The organism is Pectobacterium brasiliense (genome assembly GCF_013449685.1).
Classification (GTDB): Bacteria; Pseudomonadota; Gammaproteobacteria; order Enterobacterales; family Enterobacteriaceae; genus Pectobacterium; species Pectobacterium brasiliense_A.
Genome location: NZ_JACDSF010000016.1, coordinates 227,944 through 251,045, shown reverse-complemented (window position 1 = coordinate 251,045; position 23,102 = coordinate 227,944). Strand labels below are relative to the sequence as shown.

The window sequence follows — 23,102 nt, the reverse complement described above, 5'->3', positions numbered from 1 at the left end:
AAGTAGGCTACAGTTCCTCGATATACGGAATAAACCGTCCGTAATAAAAAGGGAGTAATATGGACAGCCTGAATGGCTTCGTGGTGTTTGTGCAGGTAGCAGAAACGCGCAGTTTTGTTGCCGCGGGCAGGTTACTGGGCGTGTCGGCGTCTGCGGTTGGCAAAAGCGTCGCACGGCTTGAAGAAAAACTGGGCGTGAGGCTATTTCACCGCAGTACGCGCAGCATCACATTGACCGCCGAAGGCTCACTATTTCTGGCGCGTAGCCGACGGATTCTGGCTGAAATCGAAGCAGCAGAACTGGAGCTGTCGCAGACCAGCGCCGTACCGCGCGGACGCCTGCGAGTCAGTCTGCCGTTGGTCAGTTCACTGGTGTTGCCCGTACTCGGCGAATTCATGCGTGAATACCCCGAGATCGAACTGGATCTGGACTTCACCGACCGCATGGTGGACGTCATTGAAGAAGGTTTCGATGCTGTGGTACGGACAGGAGACCCCATTGACTCACGCCTTACCGCACGGAGGCTGGGAGCCTTCCGTTCTCTGCTAGTCGCTGCGCCAGACTACCTTACCCGGCGTGGCACCCCTCAGATACCCGTCGATCTGATGCAGCACGCCTGTCTGCACTACCGTTTTCCCAACAGCGGCAAACTGGAGCCGTGGGCGCTACGACTTCCCCCCAGCGAACCAGAGTTGCCATTACCCACCTCGATGGTCTGCAACAACATCGAAACGCGCCTCTGTTTCGCGCTGCAAGGGTTGGGGATCGCCTACCTGCCAGACTTCTCCATCCGTGAACCGCTGGCCAGCGGCCATCTACAGCCGATCCTGACCGACTATGTGGAGCGCAGCGGCGTCTTCTATGTGTTGTGGCCTGCCAGCAAACACCCGTCACCAAAAGTACGGGCACTCGTCGATTTCCTCTGCGCGCGAGTATTTCCCACCTCTGATGCGTAAAAAAAATCCGGCACCTATAAAGGTGCCGGATTAAATTCACGCTATTCGAACCTGAGCGAACTTACTTCTTCTTCGCTTTCGGGTTCGGCAGGTCGGTGATGCTGCCTTCAAAGATTTCAGCCGCCAGACCAACGGACTCATGCAGCGTTGGGTGCGCATGGATGGTCAGTGCGATATCTTCTGCATCACAGCCCATCTCGATCGCCAGACCGATTTCACCTAACAGTTCACCACCGTTAGTCCCGACAATCGCACCACCGATAACACGGTGAGTTTCTTTGTCAAAAATCAGTTTGGTCATACCTTCAGAGCAGTCAGAAGCAACAGCACGACCAGATGCCGCCCATGGGAAGCTCGCGGTTTCGTAGCTAATGCCTTTTTCTTTCGCTTCTTTCTCTGTGAGACCGACCCAGGCAACTTCTGGCTCTGTATAAGCAATAGAAGGAATCACTTTCGGATCGAAGTAGTGTTTCTTACCGGAGATCACTTCAGCAGCAACGTGGCCTTCATGCACGCCTTTGTGCGCCAGCATCGGTTGACCGACGATGTCGCCGATAGCATAGATGTGCGGCACGTTAGTACGCATTTGCTTATCAACGTGGATGAAACCGCGATCGTCAACTTCCACGCCCGCTTGGCCTACATCCAGCAGTTTGCCGTTCGGTACACGACCGATAGCGACCAACACCGCATCATAACGCTGTGGTTCCGCAGGGGCTTTTTTGCCTTCCATCGTCACATAGATGCCGTCTTCTTTGGCTTCTACCGCCGTTACTTTGGTTTCCAGCATCAGGTTGAACTGCTTGCTGATACGCTTGGTGAAGACCTTAACGACATCTTTGTCAGCAGCCGGAATCACCTGATCGAACATTTCAACCACGTCGATCTGTGAACCCAACGCATGGTAAACCGTACCCATTTCCAGACCGATGATACCACCACCCATGACCAACAAACGCCCTGGAACACTTTTCAGCTCCAGCGCATCCGTTGAATCCCATACACGTGGGTCATCATGAGGAATAAATGGTAGTTGGATTGGGCGTGAACCCGCCGCGATAATCGCGTTATCGAAGTTGATCGTCGTTTTGCCGTTTTCACCGTCAACAACCAGCGAGTTAGCACCCGCAAATTTACCTAGGCCGTTAACGACTTTAACTTTACGGCCTTTTGCCATACCCGACAGACCGCCAGTCATTTGATTAATGACCTTTTCTTTCCACAGGCGGATTTTATCAATGTCGGTTTTAGGTTCACCGAACACGATACCGTGTTCCGCCAAAGCCTTGGCTTCTTCAATCACTTTAGCAACGTGCAGCAGGGCTTTGGAAGGGATACAGCCGACATTCAGACACACCCCGCCTAACGTGGCGTAGCGCTCTACCAGTACGGTTTCCAGCCCTAAATCCGCCGCGCGGAATGCAGCAGAGTAGCCTGCTGGGCCGCCACCAAGTACCACTACCTGAGCTTTAATTTCAGTACTCATCATGACCTCTTAATTGATTTCCGGCGGGTCTGTGACGTCACACCCGTCATCATTCTGATTGAGGGTGTATTTTTAATAACGCCCTCTTCCACCGGGACGTGTCTTTGCCACAGTAGTTTACAAAATCGTTAACAATTTTGAAACAACAAGCGACTAACGATTTGTCCTTGATCACTGACAGCTGTAACAAATTACAGCTTATCAGAAAAAAGCCGGCCGTCAGGCCGGCTTTTCGATTACATCACCAGACGGCGGATGTCAGACAACATGTTGTTAATGATGGTAATGAAGCGAGCACCATCAGCACCGTCAATGACACGGTGGTCGAAGGATAGAGACATCGGCATCATCAGACGCGGCGTGAACTCTTTACCATTCCAGACCGGTTCTATCGCAGACTTAGACACACCAAGAATAGCGACTTCCGGCGCGTTGACGATCGGTGCAAAGTGCGTAGTCCCGATGCCACCCAGGCTGGAGATCGTGAAGCATCCGCCCTGCATTTCGCCAGCGGTCAGCTTACCATCACGGGCTTTCTTGGAGATCGCCATCAGTTCACGAGACAGCTCAGTGATGCTCTTCTTGTTCACATCTTTAAAGACCGGAACCACTAGACCGTTCGGGGTATCAACCGCAACACCGATGTTGATGTATTTCTTCAGCGTCAGACGTTGCGCGTCTTCAGACAGGGAACTGTTGAAGCGTGGCATCTGCTCAAGCGCAGCAGCAACGGCTTTCATGATGAAGACAACTGGGGTGAATTTCACATCCAGTTTGCGCTTCTCAGCCTCGGCGTTCTGCTGTTTACGGAACGCTTCCAGATCGGTGATATCAGTTTTATCGAAGTGCGTAACGTGCGGGATCATCACCCAGTTACGGCTCAGGTTAGCACCAGAGATTTTCTGGATACGACCCAGTTCCACTTCTTCCACTTCACCAAACTTGCTGAAGTCGACTTTCGGCCATGGCAGCATGCCCGGCAGACCTCCGCCAGCGGCAGCCGCTGGCGCAGACTCAGCGCGTTTCACGGCATCTTTCACGTAAGCCTGAACGTCTTCGCGCAGGATACGTCCTTTACGACCAGAACCCTTCACTTTCGCCAGATTTACGCCGAATTCACGAGCCAGACGACGGATAACCGGCGTGGCGTGAATGTAAGCATCATTCTCAGCGAACTCGCTCTTACCTTCTGCTTTCGCAGCCGGTGCAGAAGCAGGTTTTGCCGCTGGAGCGGGTGCAGTTGCCGCTTCTTGCTTAGCAACTGGAGCCGCCGCAGGTGCAGCGCCTTCCACTTCGAAGACCATGATCAGTGAGCCGGTTTTCACTTTATCGCCGGTGCTGATTTTGATTTCTTTAACCGTACCCGCGAACGGCGCAGGGACTTCCATCGAAGCCTTATCGCCTTCAACGGTGATCAGTGATTGCTCAGCTGCGATTTTATCGCCCACTTTAACCATCACTTCAGTCACTTCGACTTCGTCACCGCCGATATCCGGTACGTTAACTTCTTTAGCGGCAGAGGCCGCTGGCGAAGCTGCTGCTGGAGCAGCGGCTTGTGCCAGAGCGGCAGCAGGTGCTGCTCCCGCCACTTCGAATACCATGATCAGAGAACCGGTAGAGACTTTATCGCCGGTGCTGATTTTGATCTCTTTAACCGTACCTGCGAAAGGTGCCGGGACTTCCATAGACGCTTTGTCGCCTTCTACGGTGATCAGAGACTGTTCAGCAGCAACGGTGTCGCCCACTTTAACCAGCACTTCAGTCACTTCAACTTCGTCACCGCCGATATCCGGTACGTTGACGTCTTTCGCTGCCGATGCCGCTGGAGCAGCAGCCGGAGCCGCTTCTTTCTTCTCTTCCGCCTTGGCAGGTGCAGCGTCAGCTGCACCGTCGGCGGAATCGAAAATCATGATCAGTTTGCCAGTTTCAACTTTGTCACCGACAGAGACTTTAATCTCTTTCACGACACCAGCCTGCGGAGAAGGGACTTCCATAGAAGCCTTATCACCTTCAACCGTGATCAGCGATTGTTCAGCTTCAACTTTATCGCCAACCTTCACCAGCACTTCGGTGACTTCAACTTCATCTGCACCGATATCCGGTACGTTGATTTCGATAGCCATGTAATCTTTACCTCTTATGCCAGACGCGGGTTAACTTTATCTGCATCGATGTTGAATTTAGTGATGGCATCAGCAACCACTTTCTTATCGATTTCACCGCGTTTAGCCAGTTCACCCAGAGCCGCAACCACGACGTAAGACGCATCCACTTCGAAGTGGTGACGCAGGTTCTCACGGCTGTCAGAACGACCGAAACCGTCAGTACCCAGTACGCGGTAATCGCTAGCCGGGATGAAGTTACGGATTTGTTCAGCAAACAGCTTCATATAGTCAGTAGATGCAACCGCTGGCGCATCGCTCAGTACCTGAGCCACGTAAGGTACGCGTGGCGTTTCGGTTGGATGCAGCATGTTCCAACGCTCACAATCCTGGCCTTCACGTGCCAGTTCAGTGAAGGACGTCACGCTGAATACGTCAGAACCGATGCCGTAGTCTGTCGCCAGAATCTGAGCCGCTTCACGTACGTGACGCAGGATAGAACCTGAACCCAGCAGTTGCACTTTACCTTTGCTACCTTCAACCGTTTCCAGCTTGTAGATACCCTTACGGATACCTTCTTCCGCACCCTGCGGCATCGCAGGCATGTGGTAGTTTTCGTTCAGCGTGGTGATGTAGTAGTAAATGTTTTCCTGCGCTTCACCGTACATGCGATGCAGACCGTCATGCATGATGACCGCAACTTCGTAGGCAAATGCCGGATCGTAGGAAATACAGTTCGGGATAGTCAGAGACTGAATGTGGCTATGGCCATCTTCATGCTGCAGACCTTCACCGTTCAGCGTCGTACGACCTGAAGTACCACCGATCAGGAAGCCACGAGCCTGTTGGTCACCCGCTGCCCAGCACAGGTCGCCGATACGTTGGAAACCGAACATGGAGTAGTAGATGTAGAACGGGATCATCGGCAGGTTGTTGGTGCTGTAAGACGTTGCCGCCGCCAGCCAGGAAGAACCTGCGCCCAGCTCGTTGATACCTTCCTGCAGAATCTGACCTTTCTGGTCTTCTTTGTAGTAAGCAACTTGCTCACGGTCCTGCGGCGTGTACTGCTGGCCTTTCGGGCTATAAATACCGATCTGGCGGAACAGACCTTCCATACCGAAGGTGCGCGCTTCGTCAGCGATGATCGGAACCAAGCGATCTTTGATAGATTGGTTCTTCAGCATCACGTTCAGGGCACGTACAAACGCGATAGTGGTAGAGATTTCTTTGTTCTGCTCTTCCAGCAGGGTGCTGAAATCTTCCAGCGTTGGCAGTTCCAGTTTTTCGCTGAAGTTAGGCTGACGAGACGGCAGGTAGCCACCCAGCGCCTGACGACGCTCGTGCAGGTATTTGTACTCTGCAGACTCTTTATCGAAAGTGATGTACGGCAGTTTTTCGATATCAGCATCAGACACTGGCACGTTGAAACGGTCGCGGAAGTAACGCACGCCATCCATGTTAACTTTCTTAACCTGGTGAGCGATGTTCTTACCTTCAGCCGCGTCGCCCATACCATAACCTTTAATGGTATGCGCCAGAATAACGGTTGGTTTGCCTTTGGTGTCCTGCGCTTTTTTCAGTGCAGCATAGACTTTCTTCGGATCGTGACCACCGCGGTTCAGTGACCAAATTTGATCGTCGGTCCAGTCTTTAACCAGTTCTGCCGTCTCCGGGTATTTACCGAAGAAGTGCTCACGCACATAGGCACCGTTTTTGGATTTGAAGGTCTGGTAGTCACCGTCAACGGTTTCTTCCATCAGTTGGATCAGTTTACCGCTGGTGTCTTTACGCAGCAGTTCGTCCCAACGGTCGCCCCACATGACTTTGATCACATCCCAGCCAGCGCCGCTGAAGATACCTTCCAGCTCGTTGATGATCTTACCATTGCCAGTAACCGGACCATCCAGACGCTGCAGGTTACAGTTGATGACGAACACTAGGTTGTCCAGTTTTTCACGGGTCGCGATAGTGATCGCACCTTTGGATTCTGGTTCATCCATTTCACCGTCGCCCAGGAAGGCATAAACGGTTTGCTTAGAGGTATCTTTCAGACCACGGTTTTCCAGATACTTCAGGAATTTAGCCTGGTAGATAGCACCGATCGGGCCCAGACCCATGGATACGGTCGGGAACTGCCAGAAGTCCGGCATCAGTTTAGGGTGCGGATAAGAAGACAGACCGTTACCGTGAACTTCCTGACGGAAATTGTTCATCTGATCTTCAGTCAGGCGGCCTTCAAGGAAGGCACGAGCGTAAACGCCCGGAGAAATGTGGCCCTGGAAGTAGACCAGGTCGCCGCCGTCCTGCGCAGTGCGAGCACGGAAGAAGTGGTTAAAACACACTTCATAGAAAGTGGCGGAAGACTGGAAAGAAGCCATGTGGCCGCCCAGATCCAGATCTTTTTTCGAAGCACGCAGCACTGTCATGATCGCGTTCCAGCGGATTGCTGAGCGAATACGACGTTCCAGATCCAGATTACCAGGGTATTCCGGCTCGTCTTCCACTGCGATGGTGTTGATGTATTGACGTGCAGCTGTACCAGCAGCAACGCTGACACCGCCTTTACGTGCTTCACTCAGAACCTGATCAATCAGGAACTGGGCGCGTTCAACACCCTCTTCACGGATGACCGATTCGATCGCCTGCAGCCAGTCGCGGGTTTCGATCGGATCCACGTCATTATTTAAACGATCTGACATGGTTATTCCTTATCTTCTCTAATCAGTTAGTTTATGGAGCCTGTCTTCCTGCATTCTGAGTCAGGTTTCGTCCTAAGCAAAACACATGAAGACAGGCTCATCGTCGTCATTACCGCATTCAGAGCCCCAAATTACGGATGCTCAATCCCTGCGTTGCTGGAGCCGACGCAGCGATCTCTCGCGCCGACTATGTTCCCGGTTAAGATCCAGCAATACTTCCTCAATAAACGCCAGATGACGGTGTGATGCTTCGCGCGCCTTTTCCGGCTCACGGGCAACAATCGCCTCAAAGATGCTGGCGCGATGAATGCTCACCTGAGCCAACACTTCGCGGCTCAAATAAAGCAATTCAAAATTCTGCCTCACGTTCTGTTCGAGCATCGGCCCCATACAGCGCACCAAATGCAGCAACACCACATTATGCGTGGCTTCTGTTACAGCAACCTGATACTGCATAACGGCTTCTGACTCGGCGTCCAGATCGCCCGCTTCCCTCGCCTTCTCAATCACGGCATGACAATCTCGGATACGCTGTAGATCCGACTCTGTACCACGCAACGCCGCATAGTAGGCAGCAATGCCTTCCAGCGCATGGCGCGTTTCCAGAAGATCGAACTGTGATTCGGGATGTGTGCTCAGTAATTCTGCCAGCGGATCGCTGACACTTTGCCATAGATTGGCTTGAACGAAGGTACCACCACCCTGACGGCGCAAAAGGAGACCTTTGGCTTCCAGGCGTTGAATGGCTTCTCTCAGAGAAGGGCGGGAAACGTCGAACTGTTTAGCCAGTTCACGCTCCGGTGGGAGCTTCTCGCCGGGGCGCAAGGTTCCCTCAAGGATCAGAAACTCCAACTGTTGTTCAATCACATCTGACAGTTTGGGCTGACGGATCTTGCTGTATGCCATAGTGAATTCTTCTCTGCGAATGGCGCGGAGTCAATTGGTAATACCAATTTCAAAAACGTGACGCTAAAGTAACAAAGTATTCACCTTCTGTCCATAAGGACCTTGCGCTAAATCACCAATTCCAACAGATTTTAACAAATGCACGAGAAATATGCGGCAAAGCGATAGCCCGCCTGTGGTATTACCATTAATCCTCCCTGTCTATATTTTAACTTTTTTGAAACGTAACGCAGGCATTGCTGAACCGTTTAAATACAAAAATAGTGAATTTAAATGCAAAAAATCAGGTTTTTTATTCTTAGGAGGAAAACGTAGTTACCCACAATTTCACATCGTGGTAAACACCATTTTACAGCAGGGATAAAGAGATAATAAAAGGGAGTAAAACTAAAGGAGTAGAGCCCGCTTCTACCCTGAAAAATCCTCTCTCGATTTTCTCGTCACTAGGCTCTTAATCAGGGAGAGGTGAAATTTTTGATGTAGCGATAGTTTTTAATTATCGGACGATAAGAAATCAGTGCAATCTTGCGTACTTACCACTATTCTCTGCCAAACGGTAGCGGTTTTCTTATTTTAAGAAAAACCAGCCCGTAAAAATAAAATTACACAAACGTATAGTCACTAATACGCGTGTTCGTTCACACCGTATTTTTTACTTGTACTGGCAGAGGGTTAAATTTGATGGATAATCAACAAACGGACGGCACGCTAAAGCGTGGTTTGAAAAACCGTCATATTCAGTTGATTGCCTTGGGTGGCGCGGTAGGTACTGGCCTCTTTCTTGGTATTGCGCAAACAATCAAAATGGCAGGGCCATCGGTCCTATTAGGCTATGCGATTGGCGGCCTGATCGCGTTTCTCATCATGCGCCAACTGGGCGAGATGGTAGTTGAAGAGCCGGTAGCCGGATCGTTCAGCCACTTTGCCTATAAATACTGGGGCGATTTCGCGGGCTTTGCATCAGGATGGAACTACTGGGTGCTGTATGTGCTGGTCGCCATGGCCGAGCTCAGCGCCGTGGGGATTTACGTCCAGTACTGGTGGCCAGATATTCCGACCTGGGTGTCCGCCGCCGTCTTCTTCCTGCTGATTAACGCCATCAATCTGGCGAACGTCAAAGTCTATGGTGAGATGGAGTTCTGGTTTGCCATCATCAAAGTCGTCGCGATTATTGGCATGATCGTCTTCGGTGGCTGGCTGCTACTCAGCGGTACGGGCGGGCCGGAAGCGACCGTAACCAACCTGTGGGCACAGGGCGGGTTCTTCCCGAACGGCCTGCTCGGTCTGGTGATGGCAATGGCCGTGATCATGTTCTCATTTGGCGGGCTGGAACTGGTGGGGATTACCGCAGCAGAAGCGGATGACCCAGAGAAAAGCATTCCACACGCGACCAATCAGGTTATCTATCGTATCCTGATTTTCTACATCGGTTCACTCGCTATCCTGCTGTCACTGTATCCGTGGGGCAAGGTTGTGGAAGGCGGTAGCCCGTTCGTCATGATCTTCCATGAACTGAACAGCAACGTCGTAGCAACGGTGCTGAACATCGTTGTACTGACCGCAGCGCTGTCCGTTTACAACAGCTGCGTGTATTGCAACAGCCGCATGCTATTCGGTCTGGCGAAGCAGGGTAACGGACCGAAAGTACTGAAAACTGTCGATGCTCGTGGCGTTCCGGTTGTTGCTATCGGTATCTCCGCGCTGGCGACGGCGCTGTGCGTCCTGATCAACTACCTTATTCCGGGTAAAGCGTTCGAGCTGCTGATGGCGCTGGTCGTGTCGGCTCTTGTGATTAACTGGGCGATGATCAGTCTGGCGCACCTGAAGTTCCGTGCGCAAAAGGACAAAGAAGGTACGGTGACCAAATTTAAAGCGCTGCTTTATCCGCTGGGTAACTATATCTGTCTGCTGTTCCTGGCCGGTATATTGGTCATCATGTTCCTGACGCCAGGTATTCAGATTTCCGTCATGCTGATTCCGGTCTGGCTGGTTATTTTGGGCGTGGGCTACTTTATCAAAAAGAAAAATCAGGCGGCCTAAGCCTCAGCGTTCATCACATCCTTTTCCATGGCCGACTCTGTCGGCCATTCTTTTTCCTACGCCCCCACAGCAAACATCAGACCAGCGCACCATATATCGTCAGCAGCGCGACGACGACCACTAATACCAGCGTCACCTTTTTCGCCAGCGTCACAGCGAATTTGGGCGTCTCTACAGGCTCAATGTGGGATTCACGTGCGAGAGAAAATTGGGCCAGTTGAGTCAACACCCAATACTGTGAACTGCGAGAATCCCCCAGTGAAGCAAACCAGGCTGGCAGCGCTTTCTCGCCGTGCCCCAGCAGTGCGTAAGCGGCACCCGCCAAACGTGCGGGGATCCAATCAAGCCAATGCAGTAAACTATCGACGCCAGACTGCGCACGCTCCAGCGGAGTATGGTGGCGAGCAAGCCAGGTTTGTCTGGCACGTAAAAATGCATACCCCGTCAGCGCAATCGGCCCGTAGGGTCCAGCAGCGATAAACCAGAATAGTGGCGCTAAATAAAACCGGAAATTTATCCACAGTAACGCATTTTGCAGCTCTTTCAGTTGCTCTTCTTCTCCCGTGCCAACGGGCAGACCGTGAATAAGTGCCAGTTCAGCCGCCATTTCTCGGCTGGCATCTGCCTCGCCGCGCTGTGCTGCCTGCAAATAGCGCCGATAGTGCTGACGGATTTCACCCGCACCAATGCACATCAGGCTGATGACAATCCACAGCAGAAGAGAAATCAGGCCGAACAGAATGCCGCTCGTGAGCCACAGCAAGCCCGCCACGATGCTCATGCTGCAGAGCGTCAGGAACAGCGTTTGCAATAAAGACGGAGACGGCACGTGTCGGAATACGACCTCAAGCCGATGATCGATCTGCCAGTGCTCGCCCTGTTTGAACAAGCGTTCCCATGCCAGCGTAAGCAACAGTGTAAACAGCGTCATTAATCCAGACTCCCTTTGTTCTCTGTCCCGTTTTCTTGTAGCAGACGATGATAGCCGTCCCAGTCAAATGCCGGTCCGGGGTCGGTTTTACGGCCCGGCGCGATGTCGCTGTGTCCGGTAATTCGCGATAGCGTAATAGGATAGGCCCGCATTAACAGGCGTGTAATCGCAACCAGCGAGTGATACTGCTGCGCGGTAAAAGGCAGCGTATCCGTCCCTTCCAGCTCAATGCCAATAGAGAAATCATTACAGCGTTCCCGACCTTCAAACACCGAAACACCCGCATGCCAGGCGCGCTGATCGAAAGGCACATACTGGGTGATTTTCCCATCGCGGCGAATCAGGCAGTGTGCAGCGACGCGTAAATGGGAAATATCGGCGAAATAAGGATGCGCAGTGGGATCCAACGTCGCCGTAAACAGTTGATCAATATACGGACCACCAAACTCGCCGGGCGGCAGACTAATATTGTGGATCACCAGTAAGGAAGGCACCTCATCATTCGGGCGACCATCATAATGCGGTGAAGGCGTGTGTGTAATGTCGGATAACCAGCCATTTTCCAAAAGCATCGGCGATAACCTCGCATCGTATCGTTTGCCGGCTGAATCAGGCGAAAAATCAATTTCAGGAGTAAAAACAACGTCAGTGTAAAAACAATTGTAGCCAAAAGGTCCTTGTATCCAAGATACCATGTTTCACGCCATGCTATCTATTCAACTGGATATCAATAGGCGGCCAATGGGCTGATGGCGCAGAACTCAATTTCGGCAAAGGCCCGTTTGAAGTGAAATCTACCGGCTGGGGCTACTATCTGGTCGTCGGTTACAACGTCTAAAATCGCTTCCTCTTTCCAGCGACCACGGATGTTCGCCGGAAGACTGATAACAGTAACAGATTGAATTGTAATAACTATTCATTCTGGATGTCCTGATATAAACAAGGTAGCATAGACCTCCGAATCCCCCTTCGGAGTTTTGTCATGTCAACGCGTCGCTACAGTCAGGAACAACGCCAGCAAGCCTTGCTCGCTCGTATTGCACAAGATATCCCCGCCAGCGTGCAACTGGCCTTGCGTGAAGATTTAGGTGGCATCGTCGATGCTAATCAAGACATTACCGCGCTTCTGCTGCCCGATAACGAGACCGTCAGCGCACGCATTATTACGCGTGAAGCGGGCATATTCTGCGGTATGCGTTGGCTTGAGGAAGTCTTTTCTCAATTAGGCAATACAACAACGATCGTCTGGCACGTTGCCGATGGCGACGCTATCACGCCCAACCAAACGCTATGTGACATCACAGGCCCAGCTAAACAGCTCCTGACAGGTGAACGAACGGCGCTGAATTTCCTGCAAACGCTGTCCGGCGTCGCCACTGAAGTCAGCCGCTATGTTGCCGTATTACAGGGAACGCATACTCGACTGCTGGATACACGCAAGACGCTGCCTGGGCTGAGAACCGCGCTGAAATACGCCGTATCATGCGGTGGCGGAGACAACCATCGACTTGGCCTATCCGATGCCTTCCTGATCAAGGAAAACCATATTATCGCCGCGGGTTCAATCAAAAATGCGGTAGAAAAAGCACAGTCTCTGCGCAGCGATGTTCCGGTAGAAGTTGAGGTCGAATCACTGAACGAATTACAGCAAGCGCTGGAAGCGGGCGCCGATATCATCATGCTGGATAATTTCAGTCTGGATAACATCCGGGAAGCCGTTAACACTACGCAAGGCAGCGCGCTGCTGGAGATATCAGGTAACGTCACTCTCGACACGCTGCGTGGCTATGCGGAAACGGGCGTAGACTATATCTCCGTGGGGGCGTTAACCAAGCACGTACAGGCACTGGATTTATCCATGCGCTTCGTCTAACCGCTCTTCTATTTCTATCGGCGAGGTGCTATTTCGCACCTCGTTCACCTCTCGACATCTCATCCTCTCGCACACCACCGTAACAACACAAACGACAAATCCCGCGCGGACTTGCTGTCCCGACAGCGTGAAAATTGCGTCTCTGCTCGCAAAAAATTTTCAATCCTCTGCAAGTCGCTAAAAACATGTCGTGGCGCTTTCCTGTTTCACATTTCCCTGCTCGTCAGCCTTCGCTCCCTTTTCTATGCTGCCGCCATCCGTATGGATTTATGTACCGCAACATTTATACGCCACAAAATTTATATGCAACAACAGGGAAATCAACATGACAACACAACAAGGATTTACGCTGATTGAGCTGATGATCGTTATTGCGATCGTCGCCATCCTCAGCGCTATTGGCGTACCGGCTTATCAAGGCTATCTGCAAAAAGCAGCACTAACGGACATGCTGCAGACGATGGTGTCTTATAAAACGCCTGTCGATCTCTGTGGTCTGGAAAATGCCGCTTTTACCGCCTGCAATGCAAGTAGTCAGGGCATTCCAGGTAGCAAATCTTCACGCTATGTCAGTGCCGTTAGCGTCGCTCAAGGCGTGATTACGCTGACTGGCCAATCCACTCTGCAAGGGCTGCGCGTTATTCTGACGCCAACGTGGGATACCGAAATCGGCGCTTCACGTTGGACGAAAAGCTGTGCCACGGATGACAGTACAGAAAGCCTGCAATCCGCCTGTCAGGACGTTTTCCGTTTCGATAATACGGCAGGCTAATCATGACAGATTCCTCCTTCTCCTCCGAGCATACGCTCAGCGAATTACAGACGCTATGCCGACGTTATCAGGCATTGTTGCTCAGTCTCGATGAACAAACGCTGTCGGTCGCCGTCACGGCTTCCCCTTCTGCGGAGATGATTGCCGCGCTGCGTTTCGCCAGCAATCGCCGCATTATGGTGGAACAGTGGCCACAAGCCAGAATGGAACAGCAGCTTAACCCGGTGAACGCCGTTGCCGAGCCCGCAGAAACCTACCATGCCAGCACTTATGCCAACACTCATAACAACAGCACAGGGCAGCAGGATCATGACGATGACTCACCCGTTGCACAATTTATCAATCAAACGTTGCGTCTCGCGGTTCAGCGGCGCGCCTCTGATATCCATTTTGAGCCATTACTGGACGGCTATCGCGTACGCCTACGCATTGACGGCGTGCTACAGGCCATATCCGCACCGCCGCCCGAACTGACAAACCGTATTACCGCGCGGCTGAAAATCATGGGCAAGCTGAACATCGCTGAACGGCGATTGCCGCAGGACGGCCAATTCAGCCTGACGCTGGATCAACAAGCCTACTCATTACGCATCGCTACGCTGCCCGTACAACAAGGCGAAAAAGTCGTACTGCGTATCTTGCAAACACACCAGCAGGAGTTGGCACTAGATAAACTCGGGCTCAGCGCAAAGGCGTTACAGCAGGTGATTAGTGTACTAAGCGCCTCACAGGGAATGCTGTTAGTCACGGGTCCAACAGGCAGTGGAAAAACCGTCACGCTTTACAGCGCAATACGCTGGCTAAACGAGTGCAGCCGCAATATCTGTAGCGTGGAAGATCCGGTCGAAATTCCCTTGCAGGGCATCAACCAAACGTCAATCAATCCCAAAGCCGAACTGGGCTTCGGCCGAATTTTACGAGCGCTGCTGCGACAGGATCCAGACGTCATTATGATCGGTGAAATCCGTGACGCTGAAACCGCAGAAATTGCGGTAAAAGCCGCACAAACCGGCCACCTGGTCATGTCCACGCTGCATACCAATTCTGCCGTAGAAACGTTAACTCGCCTCAGTCATCTGGGCATCCCCGGTTACCTGTTAGCTGCGGCGCTAAAACTCATCATTGCCCAACGCCTTGTTCGTCGGTTATGCCCGCACTGTAAAACTCCAGGAGAACCGCTACTTTCACTACCAAACGATGTATGGCAAGGGCCACTGCAACATTGGCAAGCCCGCGGCTGTAGCCACTGTTTTTCTGGCTACTATGGTCGCGTTGCGCTCTATGAATTGTTACCTATCACGCCAGATTTTCAGGCAGCGCTAGCGGGCAACGCCAGCACAGGGGAATTATCTGCACTCTCTCGCCATGCCGGTTTTCCAACGTTGCTGGCCGCAGGGCTTGAGTTGGTCAACGACGGCCTGACCTCACTTGTTGAAGTCTACCGTGTGGTGGGCGATGAGCGGTCAATGAATCAGGAGGCGAAATGAGGCTACAGCGCTTATATCACTGGCAGGCCATCACATCCGAGGGCGAATTTATCGATGGAGAACTCATTAGCACACATCGCCAGCACGCCTATGCCAGCCTGATTGCACAGGGTTACCAACCGCTTCTCGTAAAAGCCAGCCATTACCTGTCGCTACGCTACTGGAAACGTGAACAGCTAGGCGAGTTAATCAAACAGCTTGCTGCCCTGCTACAAGCCGGATTACCACTGCTGGAAGCATTAAAACTGGTGTCGGAACAGCACGATCGCCCCGGCTGGCGCTGCGTATTACGGGATGTTCGTACCCACGTTGCTCAGGGAAGCTCGCTGTCTGAAGCACTACAGGAATATCCTCACATCTTTCCCGTTCTGTATCGTTCCCTCATTGCCGTCGGCGAGCTAACCGGCAAGCTGGACGCATGCTGCCTACAGCTCGCCCAGCAGCAAGAAAAACAGTCCAGGCTGCAACAGAAAGTCATCAAAGCGTTACGTTACCCCTGCTTTGTTTTAGCAATCGCCATTCTGGTCAGCATGATGATGTTAACGCTGGTTCTGCCCGAGTTTGCCTCGCTCTATTCCTCGTTCGATACGCCGTTGCCGTGGTTTACCCGGCAATTGCTTTATCTGGCAGAGGTCATATCTGACTACGGATTCATTGGGGTGCTGGTACTTAGCAGTTTGATAGTGGGGTACGCCCGCTTGAGGCAGAAACGGCCATTGTGGAAAACCCGAGAGCAAGAATGGCTGCTGAAGCTTCCTATCGTATCCAGCCTGTTACGCGGCAAATCGCTGAACCAGATATTCCATATTCTCGCCATGACGCAACATGCTGGCTTGACGCTCCCGGAAGGGCTGGATGCCGCCGCGACGATCCGTCACCCACTTTATCAGGCCGCAATTCAACAGATACAGGCGCAACTGCATCAGGGAACATCGCTATACCATGCCACACAGCATCACGCCATACTGTTCCCTGCGCCCTGCCCGCAGCTAATCCGCGTGGGGGAAGAAACCGGTGCGTTGGATGCGATCTTTACACAACTGGCAGAATGGCATGAGGGGCGGGTACAACAGCAGGCAGACATGCTGACACAAACGCTGGAACCGTTGCTGATGATGGTCGTCGGGGGAATGGTCGGAGCGCTGGTGATTGGCATGTATTTGCCTATCTTCCAGTTGGGGAATGTATTGGCTGGTGCCTGAACCAGCCAACACAACATACAAACAGCGACAAACTACGCCGGCTGACAACTGACGGAAAGACGGCGCGTAACAGAGGCAATTACTCGCTGAAAATACGGTTTTCCTGCTCGGCCACGCGGATAAACGTTGTACGCATTGTACGCCGGACCAGTTGCCGCCGGCATGGAGGAAGGTGAATTGACGTTCCAGTTCAACGTCGGAGCGGCTTTTCAGCGTCGAACGCTTTGGCAGGATGAGAACGTCTTTAAAGACTAACTCTAAATCTTCTTCAATACGCATGAGGTTCGAGTTCCTGGTTAGGAACGGCGGCATACTCAGCATCGTTACTGAGCATAATTATTTCTGAAAAAATAATAGCCCTTTACCAGTGACGTTATCGTACGCAGGAATAATCCTGCGGCAAGACTGCGATTTTCACTTTATTTGGGATAAAATCAGAGAAATTTACCTATCACCCAACAAAGTGATAACGTGAAGCACACTGCGGTTGATACCTGATTGACCTCAGAGGGCGGGAAGATATTCCTCAGCCTTGAAAATAGTAGAAATGTTAACTTTTCAACACGGGTGCAATGACATACATCGTAGCCTTAACAGGCGGTATCGGCAGCGGAAAAAGCACCGTAGCCGATGAATTTGCCAAATTAGGGGCCACCATCGTTGATGCGGATATCATCGCGCGTCAGGTAGTCGAGCCTGGGGAACCCGCACTGGATGCCATCAGGCTCCGGTTTGGCGACGCTATGCTTAATACTGATGGTTCATTGAACCGTGCCGCACTACGCCAGCGGATTTTTTCCTCACCAGAGGAAAAACAGTGGCTGAATAATTTACTCCATCCGTTGATCCACCAAGAAACACAGGCTCAGTTTCAGGCTGCATCCGCACCGTACATTCTGTGGGTCGTCCCTTTACTGGTGGAGAATAGTTTACAGCAGCGGGCACAGCGTATTCTGGTCGTTGATGTAGACAAAAAAACACAGCTTGCACGAACGCTGGTCCGTGATGGCATCAGCCAGCAACAAGCAGAAAATATACTGGCAGCACAGGCTACCCGAGAACAGCGCCTGGCTTATGCCGATGATATTATTGATAACAGTCGCTGCCCAAACGAGCTGGCTCCACAGGTTGCGGAATTACACCGCCAGTACCTGGAGCTTGCCGCCTCCGCAGCCGACAGGATGACTAAGAATGAGTGACGCCCCCTCAACGATTTTATTCGAATACCCGCTGAACGAAAAAACACGTACCTGGTTGCGTATCGAATCATTATTGCAGCAGTTACATCAAAACCACTCCCTGACCGATATGGGAGGTGCTCTAACATTTTTTCGTGCTATCGCTGAACTGCTCGATGTGTTAGAACGTGGAGATGTCCGTACCGAGCTACTGAAAGAACTGGAGCGGCAACAGCAAAAACTGCTGCAATGGAGTGATGTACCGGGCGTTGACATGGAACGCATCCATACGTTGAGGCGCCAGTTGAAAGATCTGGCCAGTACGTTGATGGCCGCACCACGAATGGGGCAATTCTTACGGGAAGATCGCTTGATTGGCATGGTACGCCAGCGGCTTGGTATTCCCGGCGGGTGCTGTAGTTTCGATCTGCCCACGTTGCATAGCTGGCTGCATCAGCCTCAGGAACTGCGTGAGAAATTGGTTTCCGGCTGGCTTAATTCCTTATCACCGCTCAAACAAAACTTGGATATGATCCTGGAACTGATCCGCCATTCTGGCACGTTCCGCTCACAGACCAGCCTGAACGGTTTTTTCCAGGACAATGCCTCCGATGCTGATCTGCTACGTTTGCGCCTTGAGCAGGTACATCAGCTCTATCCGCAGATATCCGGCCATAAGACGCGCTATGCCATCCGTTTCCTGCCATTAGATAGCGAACACGGCCACACTCCTCCGCGTTTAACCTTTGAACTGGCCTGCTGCTAGACTCAGCCCCGACAGACAAAAATATGTTAAGTACCAAATAGAGTGAAAAGAATCTTATGACAGCAGAAATTACGACCGTAAAGTGCCCAACTTGCAAGCAGGCAGTCATCTGGGAGGAAACCAGCCTCTATCGCCCATTTTGCAGCAAACGTTGTCAGCTCATCGATTTGGGGGAATGGGCTGATGAAGAAAAGCGCATTCCAAGTGATGATATGGTTTCTGATAGCGAAGACTGGAGCGAAACGCGCTAACGGCCACGTTTCGCCACGATAGTTTGAAGGCAGGGGCTTTAAGACAGGAAAAAGTAAAGCCAGATTAAAGCGATTTCAGCCAGCGGATCATCTCCGCATTCGCTGGCGGAAACGCTTCCTCACGTAGTTCTTCTACGCCCACCCAGCGAGACTCCTGACCTTCCCGACCATAGGGTTCCCCCTGCCACGTTTCAACCAGAAAGAAATGAAGTGTGATGATTCTCTCCGACGTAGAAAACGTTTTGTCGTTTAGCGGCTGTGGTACGCTCGCTTCGATGCCCGTTTCTTCACGCAGTTCACGAATCAGCGCCTGCTCTGGCGTTTCACCTTCTTCAACTTTACCGCCGGGAAATTCCCACATCCCTGCCATATGAACGCCATCAGGGCGGCGAGCAATGAAATATTGCTGTTCCGCATTGCGGATGATGCCGACCGCGACGGATAACTGTTTTTGCGTCATGACACTTCCTATCAGATTCTTATCAAGTAAAAGGCGGTCAATGACCGCCCTTGTACTTATCACATACTCATCACTGGATCAGCAGTTCCACTATTTCTGTAAGCGACCGTGGCACTGCTTATATTTCTTGCCTGAACCACATGGACAAGGGTCGTTACGTCCAATTTTACGATCTGCCTGCGCCGGAGAACCGGTGTTAAGGCTATCTTCTTCCTGATGGCTAAACTGTTGCTGCTGTGCCAAACGCTCAGCTTCTTCGCGGCGTTGCTGCTCCAGCGCTTCAATTTCTTCCGGCATTCTCACCTGAACTTTGCTAAGCGTACTGATCACTTCATATTTCAGTGATTCCAGCATCGCGGCAAACATAGAGAACGATTCACGCTTATATTCTTGCTTCGGATCTTTCTGTGCATAGCCACGCAGATGAATGCCCTGACGCAGGTAATCCATTGCAGCCAGATGCTCTTTCCACAAGGAATCCAGCGTCTGCAACATCACGCCTTTCTCGAAGTTGCGCATGACTTCAGCGCCAACCACTTCTTCTTTGCGATGGTAAACCTCAAGCGCCTGCTGGAAAATACGCTCACGCAGTGTTTCTTCGTGCAGCTCAGGCTCTTTATCCAGCCACGCCTTGATAGGCATATCCAGATCGAAGTCGTTCTTCAGGCGCTGTTCCAGACCTTCCGTATCCCACATTTCTTCCAGAGATTCCGGTGGAATATAGCTGTCGATGGTCGCTTTAAACACATCTTCACGAATACTGGTGATAGTTTCGCTGATATCGGACACGTCCAGCAGTTCGTTACGCTGTGTGTAGATCGCACGACGTTGGTCGTTCGCCACATCATCGTATTCCAGCAGCTGTTTACGAATATCAAAGTTGCGGCTTTCCACTTTACGCTGTGCGTTAGCAATTGCCTTGGTGACCCACGGGTGCTCAATCGCTTCGCCCGGTTTCATACCCAGTTTACGCATCATATTAGAAACACGATCGGAGGCAAAAATACGCATCAGCGCATCTTCCATCGACAGATAGAAGCGTGATGACCCCGCATCCCCCTGGCGACCGGAACGACCACGCAACTGGTTATCGATACGGCGAGATTCATGACGCTCTGTACCGATAATGTGCAAGCCCCCCGCAGCCAGTACCGCATCATGGCGTACTTTCCAGGCTGCTTTGATTTCTGCAATTTGCGCGTCATCTGGGTTTTCCAGATGGGCGACTTCGGCCTGCCAGCTACCGCCCAATACGATGTCCGTACCACGACCGGCCATGTTGGTCGCGATGGTGACCGCACCAGACTGACCCGCCTGTGCAACAATGTCCGCTTCCATGGCGTGGAATTTCGCATTCAACACATTGTGTTTGATGCCCGCTTTTTCCAGCGCCTGAGAAACCACCTCTGATTTCTCAATAGAGATCGTACCGACCAGAATAGGCTGGCCTTTTACAGAGCGATCTTTGATATCTTCAATGATGGCATCAATTTTTTCCTGCTCGGTCATGTAGACCAGGTCAGGCAAGTCTTTACGAATCATCGGACGGTTAGTCGGCACTACAATCGTATCCAGCTTATAGATGGAGCTGAATTCGAACGCTTCGGTATCTGCCGTACCGGTCATACCTGCCAGTTTTTCATACAGGCGGAAGTAATTCTGGAAGGTAATGGAAGCCAATGTTTGGTTTTCATTCTGAATGGCCACCTTCTCTTTCGCTTCCACAGCCTGATGCAGACCATCAGACCAGCGACGCCCCTGCATGGTACGGCCTGTGTGTTCGTCAACGATGATGACTTCACCGTCTTTCACAATGTAATCGACATCGCGGGTAAACAACACGTGCGCACGCAGCGCAGCGGTCACATGGTGCATCAGCATAATGTTGGTCGGAGAGTACAGTGACTCTCCCTCTTCCATAATGCCTTCTTTCACCAGCAGTTCTTCTACCAGAACCAGACCACGCTCGGTGAGGTTAACCTGACGCGCTTTCTCATCAACAGAGAAGTGGCCTTCACCATGGAAGGTATCCGAATCTTCTTTCTCCTGACGGATCAGGTGAGGGATGATTTTATTGACGCTGATATAAAGCTCAGAGCTGTCTTCAGCCGGACCGGAAATGATCAGCGGCGTACGTGCTTCATCGATCAGGATGGAGTCAACCTCATCCACCAGCGCGTAGTATAATTTACGCTGCACGCGCTCTTCCGGGCTGAACGCCATGTTGTCACGCAGGTAGTCAAAACCGTATTCGTTATTGGTACCGTAAGTGATGTCTGCCGCATAGGCTTCACGCTTCGCTGGAGCAGGCATTCCCGGCAGGTTGATACCGACACTCATGCCAAGGAATTCAAACAACGGACGGTTATTTTCGGCATCACGCTGTGCCAGATAATCGTTCACAGTAACTACGTGTACACCACGGCCAGTCAGCGCATTCAGGTACGCAGGCAGTGTTGCCGTCAGCGTTTTACCTTCACCAGTACGCATCTCCGCGATGCAACGCTCGTTCAGTACCATACCGCCGATAAGCTGCACGTCGAAGTGACGCATACCAAAGACACGCTTACTGGATTCACGGACTACCGCGAAGGCTTCCGGCAGCAGGTTCTCCAGCGTCTCACCTTTTTCCAGACGGGCACGGAACTCCTGCGTTTTCGCTTGCAGTTCCTCATCTGAAAGTTTTTCCATTTCTGGTTCTAAACGACCAATGACATCAACATTTTTACGCATACGACGCAGCGTACGATCGTTACGGCTACCAAAAATTTTGGTTAGGATATTCATGACCATAATAGTTTTAATCTCACAAGTGCCACGTATCCAGTGGCAACACAACATCGAAAAACTGAGAAACTCAGCAAAAAACGAGAGAAATTTCTTCAGCTAATTATCCACTACACGTTCAGCTGAAAAGAGAGGGCCCTGCGCGGATGCCGCGGATTTGGGCAAGCCAGACGCCGATTTGATGGTGTGCCTGAGGATAAAAAGTGACACGCCCAGCATGGGGGGAGATCACAAAGGGATACTGGGAATCCTGCGTCAGCAACGCATTTAGCGTATCCAGCAAAACCAAAGAATGAGGTTGAAGATCGTCAACCTGCTCGGCACTGGCCGTCTGTGGCGTCGTCAACGCAAAAGAAAGATGACGGATTACCGTGCGAATCGCATGCTGATGCCAATAATCAACGCTGTAGGACGAGCGCCGATGCGCTTCCTTCAGCGCGACCAGATCGGTAAGGTTCAGCGAGACGTGATTCTGGCGACTCACGCTGGAGCTTGAATTAGGGAGTGAGGCGATATCCTGTGAGTCGTTCAGGCTTGTCGGCAGGCCAAGACTCGCCGCGACCATCCCTAATAAGAGATGCGGCCAGAAATAACGTCTGCCAAATTGTCGCCAACGATTTAGAATACCAATCACGAGTAACATCCACCGGAGCCAGGTCTATGCGTGATAGCCGCCCACAATCACTGGAATTTCTGTTTGATAGCGCATCCATGTCGGGTAAAGGCCCGCTACAAGATGTGCAACAGCGCGCTATCGCCTTATTAAAACTCAACCGTGCCGTACGCGGGTTACTGCCTGCACCGTTGCACCCATGGTGCCGCGTCGCTAATTACCGGCAAGGTTTACTGATACTGGAAACCGCCAACGCCAGTTGGCTGATGCGGTTACGTTACGAACAACCTGCGCTGCTCTCTGCATTACGCGCACAAATACTACCATCATTGGCTTCAATCGACATCAGGATTAATCCAACGCTTGCCGCAAAAGGGCATGAAATCGTGAAAAATAATGACATTACACCGACGGAAAATACCGATGACAAACCGTTGCGTCAGTTGAGTGAACAAAGTGCGGAGACATTGAGGACGTTAGCAGGCAACAGCCCGGAAAAACTCAGAAAGATATTAGAACGACTGGCTTCATTGGCCGGAGAGAGTACCAATAAAACCAGTCGTAATAAGAAATGATTACTTCACGTTCAAGCG

Annotated in this window: 19 protein-coding genes and 2 pseudogenes; 11 read left to right on the top strand and 10 right to left on the bottom strand. The window is 51.7% G+C overall.

Translation table 11 applies throughout. The features are described 5' to 3' along the window. The first annotated feature begins 59 nt into the window (after window positions 1-59). Window positions 60-956: a LysR family transcriptional regulator gene (locus H0248_RS07565; protein WP_180785363.1), complete on the top strand. Its 897-nt coding sequence runs from the start codon at window positions 60-62 to the stop codon at window positions 954-956. 61 nt (window positions 957-1,017) lie between these two features. On the opposite strand, the gene lpdA is transcribed toward H0248_RS07565, so the two are convergent. From lpdA to pdhR, 4 genes are all read right to left on the bottom strand, one after another. Further along, window positions 1,018-2,442 (bottom strand): dihydrolipoyl dehydrogenase, encoded by a 1,425-nt coding sequence (gene lpdA, locus H0248_RS07560; RefSeq protein WP_180785400.1) that lies wholly within the window; start codon window positions 2,440-2,442, stop codon window positions 1,018-1,020. 236 nt (window positions 2,443-2,678) lie between these two features. Continuing rightward, the gene (aceF, locus tag H0248_RS07555) at window positions 2,679-4,565 is read right to left on the bottom strand and encodes a pyruvate dehydrogenase complex dihydrolipoyllysine-residue acetyltransferase (RefSeq protein WP_180785362.1); all 1,887 of its coding nucleotides are present in this window, start codon (window positions 4,563-4,565) and stop codon (window positions 2,679-2,681) included. Between the two features lie 14 nt (window positions 4,566-4,579). Next, a complete protein-coding gene (aceE, locus tag H0248_RS07550) occupies window positions 4,580-7,243 on the bottom strand; it encodes a pyruvate dehydrogenase (acetyl-transferring), homodimeric type (RefSeq protein WP_180785361.1) in 2,664 nt (887 codons plus the stop codon). Window positions 7,244-7,384: 141 nt separating this feature from the next. Beyond that, window positions 7,385-8,149, bottom strand: coding sequence for a pyruvate dehydrogenase complex transcriptional repressor PdhR (gene pdhR / locus H0248_RS07545; RefSeq protein ID WP_010306328.1), 765 nt, complete (start codon window positions 8,147-8,149; stop codon window positions 7,385-7,387). Between the two features lie 681 nt (window positions 8,150-8,830). Between pdhR and H0248_RS07540 the strand changes: the two genes are divergently transcribed. Further along, window positions 8,831-10,189: an amino acid permease gene (locus tag H0248_RS07540; RefSeq protein ID WP_180785360.1), complete on the top strand. Its 1,359-nt coding sequence runs from the start codon at window positions 8,831-8,833 to the stop codon at window positions 10,187-10,189. A gap of 76 nt (window positions 10,190-10,265) precedes the next feature. Here H0248_RS07540 and ampE read toward each other — a convergent pair whose 3' ends face one another. Beyond that, window positions 10,266-11,120 (bottom strand): beta-lactamase regulator AmpE, encoded by an 855-nt coding sequence (gene ampE, locus H0248_RS07535; RefSeq protein ID WP_180785359.1) that lies wholly within the window; start codon window positions 11,118-11,120, stop codon window positions 10,266-10,268. Continuing rightward, on the bottom strand, window positions 11,120-11,692 hold the full coding sequence (gene ampD, locus H0248_RS07530) for a 1,6-anhydro-N-acetylmuramyl-L-alanine amidase AmpD (protein WP_180785358.1): 573 nt from the start codon (window positions 11,690-11,692) through the stop codon (window positions 11,120-11,122). The genes ampE and ampD overlap by 1 nt, the downstream gene beginning before the upstream one ends. A 161-nt stretch (window positions 11,693-11,853) precedes the next feature. Here ampD and H0248_RS07525 point away from each other — a divergent pair. The 5 genes and pseudogenes from H0248_RS07525 to hofC all read left to right on the top strand — a co-directional run. After that, a pseudogene (locus tag H0248_RS07525) lies at window positions 11,854-11,958 on the top strand (nucleoside-specific channel-forming protein Tsx); the annotation flags it as partial. A 144-nt stretch (window positions 11,959-12,102) separates the two neighbouring features. Beyond that, the gene (gene nadC / locus H0248_RS07520) at window positions 12,103-12,993 is read left to right on the top strand and encodes a carboxylating nicotinate-nucleotide diphosphorylase (RefSeq protein ID WP_180785357.1); all 891 of its coding nucleotides are present in this window, start codon (window positions 12,103-12,105) and stop codon (window positions 12,991-12,993) included. A 325-nt stretch (window positions 12,994-13,318) separates the two neighbouring features. Further along, a complete protein-coding gene (gene ppdD, locus H0248_RS07515) occupies window positions 13,319-13,765 on the top strand; it encodes a prepilin peptidase-dependent pilin (protein WP_180785356.1) in 447 nt (148 codons plus the stop codon). 2 nt (window positions 13,766-13,767) lie between these two features. Next, window positions 13,768-15,252: a type II secretion system protein GspE gene (gspE, locus tag H0248_RS07510; protein WP_180785355.1), complete on the top strand. Its 1,485-nt coding sequence runs from the start codon at window positions 13,768-13,770 to the stop codon at window positions 15,250-15,252. Next, on the top strand, window positions 15,249-16,454 hold the full coding sequence (hofC, locus tag H0248_RS07505; RefSeq protein ID WP_180785354.1) for a protein transport protein HofC: 1,206 nt from the start codon (window positions 15,249-15,251) through the stop codon (window positions 16,452-16,454). The genes gspE and hofC overlap by 4 nt, the downstream gene beginning before the upstream one ends. A 129-nt stretch (window positions 16,455-16,583) precedes the next feature. Here the strand turns inward: hofC and H0248_RS07500 are convergent. Then, window positions 16,584-16,733 (bottom strand): annotated as a pseudogene (locus tag H0248_RS07500) (GMP reductase); the annotation flags it as partial. 293 nt (window positions 16,734-17,026) lie between these two features. On the opposite strand from H0248_RS07500, the gene coaE reads away from it, so the two are divergent. The 3 genes from coaE to yacG are packed head-to-tail and all read left to right on the top strand — an operon-like array spanning window position 17,027 to window position 18,649. Continuing rightward, on the top strand, window positions 17,027-17,653 hold the full coding sequence (gene coaE / locus H0248_RS07495; RefSeq protein WP_180785353.1) for a dephospho-CoA kinase: 627 nt from the start codon (window positions 17,027-17,029) through the stop codon (window positions 17,651-17,653). Further along, window positions 17,646-18,398, top strand: coding sequence for a cell division protein ZapD (zapD, locus tag H0248_RS07490; RefSeq protein WP_180785352.1), 753 nt, complete (start codon window positions 17,646-17,648; stop codon window positions 18,396-18,398). The genes coaE and zapD overlap by 8 nt, the downstream gene beginning before the upstream one ends. A gap of 56 nt (window positions 18,399-18,454) precedes the next feature. Continuing rightward, on the top strand, window positions 18,455-18,649 hold the full coding sequence (gene yacG / locus H0248_RS07485; RefSeq protein WP_180785351.1) for a DNA gyrase inhibitor YacG: 195 nt from the start codon (window positions 18,455-18,457) through the stop codon (window positions 18,647-18,649). 64 nt (window positions 18,650-18,713) lie between these two features. On the opposite strand, the gene mutT is transcribed toward yacG, so the two are convergent. From mutT to secM, 3 genes are all read right to left on the bottom strand, one after another. Next, window positions 18,714-19,109, bottom strand: coding sequence for an 8-oxo-dGTP diphosphatase MutT (gene mutT, locus H0248_RS07480; protein ID WP_180785350.1), 396 nt, complete (start codon window positions 19,107-19,109; stop codon window positions 18,714-18,716). A gap of 90 nt (window positions 19,110-19,199) precedes the next feature. Further along, a complete protein-coding gene (gene secA / locus H0248_RS07475; protein ID WP_180785349.1) occupies window positions 19,200-21,902 on the bottom strand; it encodes a preprotein translocase subunit SecA in 2,703 nt (900 codons plus the stop codon). A 112-nt stretch (window positions 21,903-22,014) separates the two neighbouring features. Further along, window positions 22,015-22,530: a secA translation cis-regulator SecM gene (gene secM, locus H0248_RS07470; protein ID WP_180785348.1), complete on the bottom strand. Its 516-nt coding sequence runs from the start codon at window positions 22,528-22,530 to the stop codon at window positions 22,015-22,017. 26 nt (window positions 22,531-22,556) lie between these two features. On the opposite strand from secM, the gene H0248_RS07465 reads away from it, so the two are divergent. Then, entirely contained in the window at window positions 22,557-23,084 is a 528-nt protein-coding gene (locus H0248_RS07465) for a DUF721 domain-containing protein (protein ID WP_010681513.1), read from the top strand. Window positions 23,085-23,102 lie beyond the last annotated feature (18 nt).